General features: G+C 31.6%; 12 protein-coding genes. 5 read left to right on the forward strand and 7 right to left on the reverse strand.

Going from position 1 to position 12,798, the window contains the following annotated elements; all coding sequences use genetic code 11:
* Nucleotides 1-34 precede the first annotated feature (34 nt).
* The 3 genes from APS56_RS00655 to APS56_RS00665 all read left to right on the forward strand — a co-directional run bounded on the left by APS56_RS00655 (nucleotide 35) and on the right by APS56_RS00665 (nucleotide 4,010).
* The gene (locus APS56_RS00655) at nucleotides 35-1,450 is read left to right on the forward strand and encodes a purine-cytosine permease family protein (protein ID WP_054723810.1); all 1,416 of its coding nucleotides are present in this window, start codon (nucleotides 35-37) and stop codon (nucleotides 1,448-1,450) included.
* Between the two features lie 22 nt (nucleotides 1,451-1,472).
* Nucleotides 1,473-2,099 carry an MjaI family restriction endonuclease gene (locus APS56_RS00660; protein WP_157757584.1) on the forward strand — a complete coding sequence of 209 codons (627 nt, stop codon included), beginning with the start codon at nucleotides 1,473-1,475 and terminating at the stop codon, nucleotides 2,097-2,099.
* A gap of 321 nt (nucleotides 2,100-2,420) precedes the next feature.
* Nucleotides 2,421-4,010, forward strand: coding sequence for an aspartate:alanine exchanger family transporter (locus APS56_RS00665; RefSeq protein WP_054723812.1), 1,590 nt, complete (start codon nucleotides 2,421-2,423; stop codon nucleotides 4,008-4,010).
* Between the two features lie 173 nt (nucleotides 4,011-4,183).
* Here APS56_RS00665 and APS56_RS00670 read toward each other — a convergent pair whose 3' ends face one another.
* The 7 genes from APS56_RS00670 to APS56_RS00700 all read right to left on the reverse strand — a co-directional run bounded on the left by APS56_RS00670 (nucleotide 4,184) and on the right by APS56_RS00700 (nucleotide 11,634).
* Nucleotides 4,184-6,409 (reverse strand): TonB-dependent receptor, encoded by a 2,226-nt coding sequence (locus APS56_RS00670; protein WP_054723813.1) that lies wholly within the window; start codon nucleotides 6,407-6,409, stop codon nucleotides 4,184-4,186.
* 196 nt (nucleotides 6,410-6,605) lie between these two features.
* The gene (locus APS56_RS00675; RefSeq protein WP_054723814.1) at nucleotides 6,606-6,908 is read right to left on the reverse strand and encodes a DUF6787 family protein; all 303 of its coding nucleotides are present in this window, start codon (nucleotides 6,906-6,908) and stop codon (nucleotides 6,606-6,608) included.
* A gap of 36 nt (nucleotides 6,909-6,944) precedes the next feature.
* Nucleotides 6,945-7,382, reverse strand: coding sequence for a DUF6146 family protein (locus tag APS56_RS00680; RefSeq protein WP_054723815.1), 438 nt, complete (start codon nucleotides 7,380-7,382; stop codon nucleotides 6,945-6,947).
* Nucleotides 7,383-7,589: 207 nt separating this feature from the next.
* Nucleotides 7,590-8,228 (reverse strand): DUF937 domain-containing protein, encoded by a 639-nt coding sequence (locus APS56_RS00685; protein WP_054723817.1) that lies wholly within the window; start codon nucleotides 8,226-8,228, stop codon nucleotides 7,590-7,592.
* 124 nt (nucleotides 8,229-8,352) lie between these two features.
* On the reverse strand, nucleotides 8,353-9,303 hold the full coding sequence (locus tag APS56_RS00690; protein WP_054723819.1) for a D-2-hydroxyacid dehydrogenase: 951 nt from the start codon (nucleotides 9,301-9,303) through the stop codon (nucleotides 8,353-8,355).
* 131 nt (nucleotides 9,304-9,434) lie between these two features.
* Nucleotides 9,435-10,499, reverse strand: coding sequence for a 3-phosphoserine/phosphohydroxythreonine transaminase (gene serC, locus APS56_RS00695; protein WP_054723821.1), 1,065 nt, complete (start codon nucleotides 10,497-10,499; stop codon nucleotides 9,435-9,437).
* 76 nt (nucleotides 10,500-10,575) lie between these two features.
* Entirely contained in the window at nucleotides 10,576-11,634 is a 1,059-nt protein-coding gene (locus APS56_RS00700) for an acyl-CoA reductase (protein ID WP_054731041.1), read from the reverse strand.
* 97 nt (nucleotides 11,635-11,731) lie between these two features.
* Here APS56_RS00700 and APS56_RS00705 point away from each other — a divergent pair, with 97 nt between their 5' ends.
* Together APS56_RS00705 and APS56_RS00710 are read left to right on the forward strand one after the other, a co-directional pair.
* The gene (locus tag APS56_RS00705) at nucleotides 11,732-12,085 is read left to right on the forward strand and encodes a 4Fe-4S dicluster domain-containing protein (RefSeq protein WP_054723823.1); all 354 of its coding nucleotides are present in this window, start codon (nucleotides 11,732-11,734) and stop codon (nucleotides 12,083-12,085) included.
* Between the two features lie 101 nt (nucleotides 12,086-12,186).
* Complete coding sequence (locus APS56_RS00710) at nucleotides 12,187-12,792, forward strand: thiamine diphosphokinase (protein ID WP_054723825.1); 606 nt, start codon at nucleotides 12,187-12,189, stop codon at nucleotides 12,790-12,792.
* Nucleotides 12,793-12,798 lie beyond the last annotated feature (6 nt).

Genomic DNA, 12,798 nt, shown 5'->3' on the forward strand with positions numbered 1-12,798 from the left:
AAAAAAACCAACCTTAAACTAAACAAAAAAACCAATGACACTAAACCACAAAGAAGAAGTAAGCATAGACGATATAACTAGAGGCGAGTTTGAAAGAACTCCAGTACCTCAGTATAAATTAAAAAGTTGGAAAAGTTTTTTAGGGATGTATGCAGGTGAGCATGCAGCAGGAACTGAATTTTTGATTGGACCATTGTTTTTAACCGCAGGTGTGAGTGCTTTTGATTTAATAGTAGGACTTCTTGTCGGAAATTTGTTTGCAGTACTATCTTGGAGGTTTTTAACAGCTGAAATCGCTGTTAAAAACAGGTTAACATTGTACTTTCAATTAGAAAAAATATGTGGTAAAAAATTAGCCACGGGTTATAATTTAGCAAATGGTATTTTATTTTGCTTTTTAGCTGGTTCCATGATTACAGTGTCTGCAACAGCAGTAGGAATCCCTTTTGACATGCCCATGCCTAAATTAGAAGATACATTACCAAATGGTGTAATATGGGTTATTGTTGTATTAGTTGTTGGTGCTGTGATATCGCTTATAGCTGCTAAAGGTTACGATACGGTTTCTAAAGCAGCTAATTGGATGTCTCCCATTATTGTTCTTGCTTTTTTAGCTTGTGCTATAGTGGCTTTAAATCAATTAGGTGTTTCAAGTTTTTCTCAATTTTGGGATATTTGGGGTGAAGGTAGAGACCCTTTTCCAGGACAAATAAAATACACATTTTGGCATGTAATTATATGGTCTTGGTTTGCCAATGCAGCGATGCATATAGGGATGTCTGATTTATCTGTATTCCGTTTTGCTAAGAAAGCAAGTTCAGGATGGACGACTGCAGCTGGTATGTACGTTGGTCATTATATCGCGTGGATTGCTGCAAGTTTATTATATGCGGTATATTTAAATTCACCAGAAGCCCAAGCTTTTTTATTAAACGGTGAAGCCCCCCCTGTAGCACCAGGGCCTTTGGCTTATAATGCCATTGGTGTTTTTGGAATTATAGCTGTGGTATTGGCAGGTTGGACAACAGCAAATCCAACTATTTACAGAGCAGGTTTGGCGTTTCAAGCAGTTTTGCCTAAACTATCGACAGTAAAAGTGACTATATTAGCAGGTATGATTGCTACTATTGCTGGTTTATTTCCTGCTTTTGCAATGAAACTATTAGGATTTGTTGCGCTTTATGGATTTATTTTAGCACCTTTCGGGGCGGTTATTGTTTTTGAACATTTCTTTCATAAACAAGCAGGTATTATTAAAAATTATGCTGAAGTAGCTAATATTAAATTTAATAAATCGGTACTACTTGCTTGGGGTATTAGCTTTGGGTTGTTTTATTTTATATCTGTACAGTTTGATGTGTTTTTATCTTTTGTAACACTTCCTGCGTGGTTATTGTGTGGTATTTTATATATTATTTTTAGTAAATTTTTGCAAAAGAATATTCTATAATATCGATATTAAGACATTGTATATGGCATATACAGGAGGTGAATTAAATGAGCTAAATGGAAAAATGGGGATTTCTGCCCCAAAAAGAAGTGTGCCCGTTATGAAATTAATTAAAATTCATAAACCAAAAAGTAAAGATGCTTTAGTAGAATTGATAGAGTACCATAAAAACAACAAATGTGCCTGTGGTGTTGTAAGCACAGGAACAGTTAAAGAATTTGGTGAAAGACTATTTGAATCACAAGAGAAATATTGGCAAAAAAATAAGTACACACTGGGAGAGTGTATTCAATGGGAATATGATTTATTTGTTGTTCAATCTTTAAAAGGTGGGTTTATTGAAAAAAATGCAATCAGCATATTAAAAGATAGACTTAGCAATATGATTGTTGAGGAAGCAAAAGGCTATTTAGATGATGTATTAAGAGTGGATATCATTATTTTTGATTTAAACAAAAATATTATTGGAGGAATACAAGTAAAACCAAAGACTTTCAAAAATATGAGACCAGAAGTTCAACTCATGCAAAGTAAACAAAATGTTAAATGGGGACATCCAGTTTGGATGTTATATTATAACAGAGATGACACTTTTAAAAATCTTAATGCGCTAATTGAATATATTAATAACAATAAAGCTGTAAATTAATAATAGGAGCTTTGTATTATTAATAAATAGTACTTTCCACAAGGGGCTATAAATTGGCTAAAATACTTTAGTACATGAGTAGTGTCAATTTTTTTCATTCTTGAAGGATTTCCTTTAACACTAAAAGAATAGGTTTTTATTGCCGTTTAATAGTTAGGAATTAAAGGTTTGTTTTAGTGTGTTTATAAATTTTGTATTAAAGTTTTTTATTAAGATTCATCAATTTTTTTTAAGGATTGAAAAAAATAGCGTGTATATGATTAAAATCATTCGTTACTATTTTATATAAACTACATTTGCTAATTATTTAAAATAAAAATAATGGAGTTTTTAAACGCAACGTATTTAGCCCTGTTTTTAATTATTTGTATAGGGTTTATAATTGGAAACATAAAAATTAAAGGTATTTCGCTTGATGTTTCTGCAATCATATTTGTAGCCTTATTATTTGGGCATTTTGGTGTTACATTACCAGATATTCTACAAAAAATTGGATTAATCTTATTTATTTATACTATCGGATTACAGGCTGGTCCTGGTTTTTTCGAGTCATTTAAAGCACATGGTAAAAACTTAGTTATACTTACAACAGTAGTGGTGTTTTCTGCAGCTATAATTACCTTTTTATCCATTGAGTTTTTAGATATAGATAAATCTATTGCAATCGGTTTAATGGCCGGGGCATTAACCAGTACACCAGGATTGGCAACCGCTATTGATGTAACACAATCGCCATTAGCCTCCATTGGTTATGGTATTGCATATCCTTTTGGGGTTATTGGAGTTATTTTATTTGTTAAATTATATCCTAAAATTTTTAGAATAAACCTTAATAAGGAAGAAGAGGATTATATCGCTAAAATGAAAGGGCATCATGATAAAATTATTAGGAGTAATTTTAAAGTTGAAAACGAAGGTGTAATAGGTAGAACAATTGCAGATTTACAGATTAGATCTATGACAAAAGGGGTGGTGTCTAGAGTACTTCATAAAAATGAAGCTTTTGTACCTAAAAAAGATACTGTTTTGCATAAAGGAGATTATATAAGAGTTGTTGGAACGGAAGATGCCTTAAAACGTGTTGAATTATTAATAGGTCCAAAATCTAATGTTAAAATTCCTTTAGGAGAGGCTTTTGTAGTACAATCGTATTTGATGACAAAAACAGAGTTGGTTAACAAATCTTTAGGAGAATTAAATTTAAAGGCTAATTTTAATGCCACAATCACTCGTATAAGAAGAAGTGGTATTGATTTATCTCCTAACTCCACACTGAAGCTTCAAATTGGAGATAAACTAATGATTTCAAGTCATAAAAGTAGTGTGTCTCAAATATCAAGACTTATTGGGGATAATGAGAGTAGACTTTCAGATACCAATTTTTTCCCTTTAACCTTGGGAATTGTTATAGGTATTTTGGTTGGTGGAGTTTCTTTGGTTTTTGGAGATTCTTTTACTTTTAATTTAGGATTGACTGGAGGGGTACTTATAGTGGCCATGGTTTTAGGAAGGATAGGAAAAACAGGCAATATGCTTTGGGTAATGAGTGGAAATTCCAACCAATTGTTGAGGCAATTAGGGTTAATGTTTTTTTTAGCAGTTGTAGGTACAAAGGCAGGGGCAACCTTAGTGGAAACCTATTTACAGTACGGAATTAAATTATTTCTTATTGGAGGCTTAATTACTTTCATTCCAATGGTATTAGCTGCAATTGTTGCACGTATGTTTTTCAAAATTAATATTCTAATTCTCTTGGGAACACTTACGGGTTCTATGACAAGTACACCGGGATTAGCAGCTGTAGATAGTATGACAAAAACAGATGCCCCATCTATTGCTTATGCAACAGTATATCCTATTGCTATGGTGTTTTTAATTATTTGTACTCAAATTTTAGGATTGATGTTTTAGAGTATTGATATTTCTTAGCTGTTTTTTTAGGTAAGTGGTTATATGGTTTAAGATTTGCATATTTTTTATAAAAATATTAATCTTTATCAGGTGATGACTTTATGGGTAGTTGCATTGTTATTTATAAAGAATGTCCGCCTTTAGAATTTAATATTCCAAAAATACTACGCTATCTAAAAATGGTAACGAAGTCCTAATCCAATATTTCGTCCCATATTAAAAATGCCATCTGGTTTTAAGCGTGATAAATGATTGATGTAGGTTTTGTTGGTTAAGTTATTTCCAGAAATGTTAATAGTTAAATTATTTTTTAAAAACTGAACTGTTCCTCCAATGCCAGCACTTAGTAAGTTGTAGCCCTCTGTATTGGTTTCATTTAAACTAACCTTGTTTTGGTTAAATGTACTTTTAATTTTAATAAATGCATAGCTTTCTTGCAACCTGTTTTTATCAAATTCAACCCTAATAACATTGTTTATGGAATTTGCAGGAATTAAAGGCAAATAGTCTCCATTATTTTGTTTGCCAATAACGGTTTCAAAACTAGATTCTACATGTAACCAATGTATAGGGTGCGGGTGTAAGTGAATTCCAAATTCGCCACCATATAAATTGGCATCATTTTGTAAATAATTATAAACAGGCGTTTCATCTATAACACTACTATCTGGTGATAAATAAATGTAATTGTTGATGGTATTATAAAATCCGTTGGCAAAAACCTCCCAATGTTTATCGTTATATTCTATTGACAAATCCATTTGGAAATTCTGTTCACTTTTTAGATTTTTGTTGCCTATTTCAAAGCGGTTTGTTCCTTCATGACTTCCGTAAGATGTTAATTCAGCTAAGTTTGGTGATCGGAATCCAGTAGCTAAATTAAGCCGAGCCACCATGTTTTTTGTTATATTGGTTTTAACACCAGCGGCACCGTTTAAGCTATTAAAATTCTTATTTATTCCAGAAACTACTGCTATAGTTCGGTTATCAAATCGAACACCTAATTGTACATCGGCTTTTTCAAAATGAATATGTGACGTTGCTAAAACACCAATATCATTGGTTGTTGCATCCGGTATTAATTGCTCTTCGCCATAATTTTTATTGGTTTGATTCATACCTTGAACACCAATGATGGTTTCAATCTTCTCTGAGTTTGGTAAATGATATTTTACATCATAATTGATCGTATTGAGCTTCATATGAAGTGCTGCTTCTAAGATGTCGTCATTTTCGTGTTCATGTTCTTCTTCTTCATGTGCTTCATCGTCATGATGGTGCTCTTCTTCAAACTCTTTTCTATCGTTATAAATAAACCCTAAATTGATGTCTAATTTCGAGTCTGTAAAAAATACAGTTGATTTATTACTGAAAACATGATTGGTAATTTCTTGATATGGCAGCAAAGGTGTTTTTTCTGTAGATTGACTTCCAATCTCTTCTGGTATACCGAGTTTTGATGTGTTTACATTATATCTGAATTCATTTTTAAAATGTGCTTTTTGATAACCAATACCAGCTTTAAAATCTTGTTCTTTAAAACGGGTATTGGTAACGCGATAATCTTCAGTTTTATAATCAGAATGTGAAGCAACACTTCCTCTAAATAAAAATTTAAAAGTTTCAGTAGATGATTTTACACCAGCAGTTGTTAAAAAACCTTGAGTATTACTGAAATAAATAGTACCAACATCTCCAGAGGATGCATTATTGTTAGCAAATTTTTCTGGATTAATATACAGTACACCTCCAAGAGCGTCGCTACCATAGAGTAGGGAAGCAGGACCTTTAATGACTTCAACACTTTCAACTCCAGTGTCATTAATGCCCAATCCGTGTTCGTCTCCAAATTGCTGATTTTCCAATCTAACACCTTGTACATATACTAAAACGCGGTTTGAACTCAAGCCTCTAATGACAGGTTTGCCAATACCAATACCAGTAGTGATACTTTCTACTCCAGCAATATTTCCAATACCATCTGCCAAGGTCATGGCACCATTGGCTTTAAGTGTTTTTATGTTTTCTTGTTCTACCTTCATCACATTATCACGTTGTAATTTGTGGAAAGGTGTTGAAATAATAATATCTTTCATTTCGATAGCTGAAGTAGCTAGTTGAATATTTAAGTTTTCAGACATTGGAATTTTTATGATTCTTGATTTTGATTCAAAACCAATAAAAGAAAATAATATTTCATGATTTCCTGAAGGCAAGTTGTCAATTTTAAAAAAACCATTTTCATCAGAAACAGTGCCTTTTTCAAGTTTCGGTAAATATACGTTTACATAAGCCAATGATTCATTTGTATTGCTATTGCTAATAGTGCCACTAATACTGTTTTGGGAATAAATAGGAACAAAAACTAATAAAAATAAGGACTTAAAAATTACATGCATAAATAAATTTGTTTGTGATTCTTATCTAAAAAACAATCTCATTAGTTTAAACAATTTCACGGAAATAAATGTTGAATTATTTAAGTGAATTTTTAAGATTGTGTGTAAAAAAACGATTAAATTTAAAAAGCTATGATCTCTTACAGAACACGAGCTAAACGTAGTTTTAAAAATGAAACTTTCTTATATATTTTTTCTAATCAACAAAGCGTTTAAAGCCAATCCTGCGAAGCATTTTTTTTTCAAAACCCCAAAAGAATTTGTATTGTCCAAATACCCACCCGAAAAAAACTAACATAAACTGGTATACTATAAATAGCAGTACAATACGAACTACCCAATAACCTACAGTTGTAAAAGTTTCAGGAGTAATATTTAGGAAGTTTAAAATGGGTTTGCCTATGTAGGATGCTGTTGAGCCAGTAATAGCAAAAACAATAAAAATTATTATTATTTGCCAATTATTTTCTACACCCCAACGTTCTTTAAGTTTTTTCAAAATTCAAATTTGGTTGCAAAAATAGCTAAAAGGATTCTAAATTCTGGGAACAAATCCAGCTAATTGTTGTTTATAGGTTAATTGAAAATAAATAAAATAATTATAAAGTTTGTAGTTTACATCATAGCCATAATCGATGTTTGATTGATAATCTATACTCATTTCGTATAAATTAGGATTGTATTGTTGTGGTTGATTTACACGCTGATTCCATTCCGTGACATAAATGAAGTTTCTATTTTCAAGATAGCTTTGCGAATAATAGCCTTCGGGTTTTGCCATGCTGGCCAACCAACCGCTAAAACCAGGGTCAATAATAATAATTTCATACTCTAATTCAGCATTGGCTATTTTAACAGTATCATTCTGTTTAATGTTTTCTGTATGTTCGTTCTTTTTTAAACCAATTGTTTTACTTGTATTACAATTAAAAAGAAATAACGTAATAAGTATGATAGAAACAAATATTTTCATGGTTTTGGTATTTTTATTTAATCAAAAAGTATGGTTAATCATTTATTTTCAAACTATTGAATAAACACGTGTTTTTAACTAAAAAACATTTTTTAGTCATTTGAATTTACAAAAATCATTTATTAAATACCTGTTTTTGAATTGTTTTAACAAAAAAAGCATCTAACATAATAGTTAGATGCTTTTTTTAATTTATTTGTAAAAGGATTATTTGCCTCCAAATAAACCTCCTAACATGCCGCCTAAACCACTTTTGTTTTTGTTGCCCCCCAATACCATGTCAGCAACATCATCAATCACGCTACCATCTCCATCAGCATCAAGAATAGATTCTAAAAAGCTTTGCTCTTGTTGTTGTGAATTACCACCTAATAAACCACCTAATAAACCTTCTAAACCATTGGCACTACTTACATTTTGTTGTTTAGCTTGGTTTCCTAAAACCCCCATTAATATAGGAGCAGCTACTTTAAGTATTTGAGCAACAGAATTTGAATCAATACCTGCTTTTTGACTCAATGCATTTTCTACATTTTGTTGTTTTCCTCCTAAAACATGACTAAGTATTTTACTACCATCATCAATAACGTTAGAATCCACGCCGCCAGAAAATAAACCGCCAAGATTATCTAAAATGCCACCATTGTGTTTACCGCTAATTGCGCTCATTAAGCCTTCTGCACCTTCGGGTGTAGCAGCATTACGTTTCATAGCCGTCATTAATACTGGCAAAGCCATTGTTAAAACATCTTGTGTTTTGCTTTGTGGCTGGTTGGTTTGATTAGAAACACCACTGATTATAGTTTTTCCTAAGTCGCTGTTTAATAAATCTAAAATTCCTGACATGATTCTATATACTTTATTTAATTAATATGAGTTAATGAAATTGATTGCTCAATGTACAAAAAAAGTCCTAACCTTTTAAAGTTAGGACTCAGATATAACCTTTTGGTCACATTTTTATTTATAATTATCCTAGAATATTGATGATTTGCTCTGCCAATTCAGTTCCAATTCTATCTTGTGCTTCATTAGTTGCAGCACCAGTATGAGGTGTTAAAGACAATGCAGGATTCATTAATAATTGCATTTCTGGTTTTGGTTCTTTTTCAAAAACGTCTAAAGCAGCTCTTGCCACTTTTCCACTTTCTATAGCTTTAACAAGTGCTACCTCGTTAACAACACCACCACGTGCAGCATTGGCAATGATAACACCGTCTTTCATGATATTGAATTCAGCTTCATCAATTACATACTCTTTTTGAGCTGGTACGTGTAATGTTAGGAAATCGGCTTGTTTCAAAACCTCTTCTTTAGAAATGGTTTGAATATTGAAATTAACTTTTTGCCCATCAAAAAATTCCAATTCTAAATTTGCTTTTTCTAAAAATGGATCAAAAGCAACAACTTTCATTCCTGCTCCTAATGCTACTTTAGCAGTGGCTTGACCAATACGACCAAAACCTAAAACACCTAAAGTTTTTCCTTTTAATTCAGTTCCTTTGGCATAAGCTTTTTTTAATCCTTTGAAATTTGTATCACCTTCCAAAGGCATGTCTCTATTAGAATTGTGTAAAAAACGAGCTAAGCCGTAAAAATGTCCGAATACTAATTCTGCTACCGAATGCGACGAAGATGCAGGTGTGTTGATTACACTCAAACCTTTTTCACGAGCATATTCCACATCAATATTATCCATTCCAACACCACCACGACCAATAATTTTTAATCCAGGACACGCATCAATTAAATCTTTGCGTACTGTGGTTGCACTACGTACCAATAAAACTGCTATATCTTTTTCATTGATATAATTAATTAATTGCTCTTGAGCAACAGTGGTTGTAATTACTTCGTATCCACCTTTTTCTAATGCATCAATACCGCTTTGTGAAATACCGTCGTTTGCTAATACTTTCATTCTTTAGGTTTAAAGTTGAAAAGTTTAAAGTTTAAAGTTGCGTTTACTTTTAAATGTTAAACTTTATATTAAATATTTATTTTAAGAGTTTGAGCAAGCACAGAAAAACTGTTATTGCTTACTGTGATTTTTTAAGCTTTAGTTTCTAATTCACTCATTACTTCAACAAGTACTTTTACGCTATCAATTGGTAAGGCATTGTACATAGAAGCTCTATAACCTCCAACACTTCTGTGCCCGTTAACACCACTAACGCCTGCTTCTTTAAGCATGGTTTCAAAAGTATCTTTTAAGTTTTCATTTTCCAAAGTGAATGTAGCATTCATTAAAGAACGGTCTTCTTTAGTTGCAAATCCTTTAAATAATGGATTTAAATCAATTTCAGAATACATCAAGCGTGCTTTCTTTTCATTTTCTTTCTCTATAGCAGCAATTCCTCCAAGCCCTTTTAACCATTCTAAAGTTAATAATGAAGTATAAACAGCAAAAACAGGCGGTGTATTTAGCATACTACCACTTCCTATGTGTTTTTTATAATCCATAATGGTTGGAATATTGCGAGATACCTTACCAAGAATATCTTCTTTAACAACTACAAGTGTTGTTCCTGCTGGACCCATATTTTTTTGAGCACCTGCGTAAATCAACCCAAATTGAGAGAAATCTAATTGACGTGAAAAAATATCACTACTCATATCACATACCATTGGAATATCACATTTTGGGAATGATTTTATTTGTGTTCCAAAAATAGTATTGTTTGATGTACAGTGGAAATAATCATAATCAGAAGGTATATCATATTGTTTTGGGATATAATTAAAGTTAGCATTTTTTGATGATGCAACTTCGTAGATATCATCTAAAACTTTAGCTTCTTTGATGGCTTTTTCACTCCATGCCCCTGTATTTAAGTAACCAGCTCTTTTTTCTAAAAGATTCATGGCAAGCATTAAAAACTGTGTACTTGCTCCACCTTGTAAAAATAATGCTTTATAACCTTTTCCTTCTAAGCCAAGTAATTCTAAAACTAATGCTCTTGCTCTTTCCATAATATCAACAAAATCTTTACTTCTGTGTGATATTTCAATTAAAGATAAACCACTGCCATTATAATCTAAAACAGCCTCCGAAGCTTTAAGTAATACTTCTTGTGGTAAAATACTTGGTCCTGCACTAAAGTTATGTTTCTTCATTTTTTGTTATAAAATTTAAAGATGCAAAGTTGCTAATTAATTGTAAATTTTTAGGTATAAAATCATTTTTTTTTCGCTAAATTTTTCCTAGGAAGGAAATAGAATCTATACCATCGGCATAATCATAAAGTTGTGGTTTTTGTGTGTTCCCAAAATAAACTTCTTTGTCATCAAAGCCTTTAGAAACAATGCATTGTATGTTGTTTTTTTTCCGTTTTAGAGTTTCTTTTAATTGATCTTGAGAATCATAATATTCATAAAAAACGGTGGCGATGGGAGAAGAAAAGCTTTTGTCTTCCTTAATCATAAGGAATCCATTTTCTAACATATCAAACTCACTCATTAAATATACTGCTTTGTTATAATCGTAATTATTGGCATATTTGGCAGTGTCAATAATAGGGTGCCAATGGTACATAGCTTCAAAAAAAGCATTGAAATTATAATTTTTTGGCACATATAATTTTGAAACATTTCTACAGCCCAAACCGTAATATCTAAAAATATCTTCGGATAGTGCTTGTAGTTCATCATGAGTTTCCTTACCAGTTAAAACGGCAACTGAATTACGATTATTTCTAATGATTGAAGGTTTTCCTTTAAAATAATATTCAAAATAACGAGCTGTATTATTACTTCCGGTAGCTATTACGGCATCAAAATCAGTAAGTTTTTCTTCTTTAAAAGTAATACAACCCTTAAACTGAGGTTCTACATATTCTAAGTATTTAGCTAAAAAAGGGAGTAGGTGTCTGTCTTTGGATGCTTGCTTAACAATAACATGGTGGCCACTTATTAAAACGGATAAAAAATCATGAAATCCAACTAAAGGAATGTTTCCAGCCATAATAATGGCTACTTTTTTTGGGGTCTTTTCAACAATATTATAAGGGGTTAACCACTTTTTAATGTTTTTTTTGGTCAGCAATTTGTGCCAACCTTCTAAAGAAAACAAAATATTTTCTTTAGTAAACCAATCATTGTGCTCCTGGGCAATTTTTAGCTGATGTATAAATCCGTCAAAGAATAAATCATTATAAAGAACCTGATCTTTTTTCTCAATTTTATCATTAGAAAATTGCTCTAAAAAGGCTCCTAAATTTGAGAAAGCATTAATTCTTTGTTGTAAATCCATTTTGAATTTGGTTATGAATAGTTTTGGCGTTATTTTTGCGATTGCAAATTTAAGGAAACTCCAATAGAGTTCTTTAATTTTAAAAGACAAAATTACTATGGCAATTATTATAACAGACGAATGTATAAATTGTGGTGCTTGCGAACCTGAGTGCCCAAATACAGCAATATACGAAGGCGCAGATGATTGGCGCTATAAAGATGGTACGAGTTTAGATGGAACTGTGGTACTTACAAATGGAAAAGAAGTAGATGCTGATGAGGCTCAGGAGCCTATTAGTGATGAGGTTTACTATATTGTACCAGATAAATGTACAGAGTGTAAAGGTTTTCATGATGAACCACAGTGTGCTGCGGTTTGCCCTGTAGACTGCTGTGTTCCTGATGATGATGTTGTAGAAACCGAAGAAGAACTTTTGGCTAAGCAGAAGTTCATGCATCCTGAAGGGTAAAAAATTTTAACAATATTATATCACTGATAATTATCAATTTTAACTAAATCCTGAGCTTTTAGCTTGGGATTTTCATTTTTAACATTTAATAGAATAAGAAAATGAATTTGGGAAAAGTATTTTTATTAATAAATGGAGAATTACCAAATACGCTTCCTAATATGTCTGAATATGATTTAATTTGCGCAACGGATGGTGCTTATCAATTTTTGTTAGAAAATAATATTACTCCTGATTTTATAAGTGGCGATTTTGATTCTTTAAAAGTTTTGCCCAAAAATATTGATGTAATTCATACACCAAATCAAGATTTTACAGATTTTGATAAAATTTTAAATATTTTATTTGAAAAAAAATTTAAATCTATTGATGTTTATGGTGCAAGTGGAAAAGAACAAGATCATTTTTTAGGAAATTTAAGTACAGCTGTGCATTGGAAATCTAAGTTGGCTATTACCTTTTTTGATAATTATGGTCATTATTTTTTAGCTGAAACTATAACTAAGCTTGATAATTGTAAAGGTAAAACAATCTCCTTAGTGCCATTTCCGGAGGTAAAAAGTGTTATTACTAAAGGTTTAAAGTATTCGTTGAATAAAGAAGATTTATTTTTAGGGAAACGAATAGGAACCAGAAATGAAGCGCTTAGTAATGACGTAGTTATTGAGTTTTTAAGAGGTGATTTGTTTGTTTTTGTAAACAATTAAAAAGTG

The organism is Pseudalgibacter alginicilyticus, assembly GCF_001310225.1.
Lineage (GTDB): Bacteria > Bacteroidota > Bacteroidia > Flavobacteriales > Flavobacteriaceae > Pseudalgibacter > Pseudalgibacter alginicilyticus.

Bases quoted from the DNA above. Each gene is read 5' to 3' on its own strand.
- APS56_RS00700 (WP_054731041.1), bottom strand. From the start codon at position 11,634: ATGGATTTACAACAAAGAATTAATGCTTTCTCAAATTTAGGAGCCTTT.
- APS56_RS00660 (WP_157757584.1), top strand. From the start codon at position 1,473: ATGGCATATACAGGAGGTGAATTAAATGAGCTAAATGGAAAAATGGGG.
- APS56_RS00710 (WP_054723825.1), top strand. From the start codon at position 12,187: ATGAATTTGGGAAAAGTATTTTTATTAATAAATGGAGAATTACCAAAT.
- APS56_RS00655 (WP_054723810.1), top strand. From the start codon at position 35: ATGACACTAAACCACAAAGAAGAAGTAAGCATAGACGATATAACTAGA.
- APS56_RS00685 (WP_054723817.1), bottom strand. From the start codon at position 8,228: ATGTCAGGAATTTTAGATTTATTAAACAGCGACTTAGGAAAAACTATA.
- APS56_RS00670 (WP_054723813.1), bottom strand. From the start codon at position 6,409: ATGCATGTAATTTTTAAGTCCTTATTTTTATTAGTTTTTGTTCCTATT.
- APS56_RS00690 (WP_054723819.1), bottom strand. From the start codon at position 9,303: ATGAAAGTATTAGCAAACGACGGTATTTCACAAAGCGGTATTGATGCA.
- APS56_RS00665 (WP_054723812.1), top strand. From the start codon at position 2,421: ATGGAGTTTTTAAACGCAACGTATTTAGCCCTGTTTTTAATTATTTGT.
- APS56_RS00705 (WP_054723823.1), top strand. From the start codon at position 11,732: ATGGCAATTATTATAACAGACGAATGTATAAATTGTGGTGCTTGCGAA.
- APS56_RS00680 (WP_054723815.1), bottom strand. From the start codon at position 7,382: ATGAAAATATTTGTTTCTATCATACTTATTACGTTATTTCTTTTTAAT.
- serC (WP_054723821.1), bottom strand. From the start codon at position 10,499: ATGAAGAAACATAACTTTAGTGCAGGACCAAGTATTTTACCACAAGAA.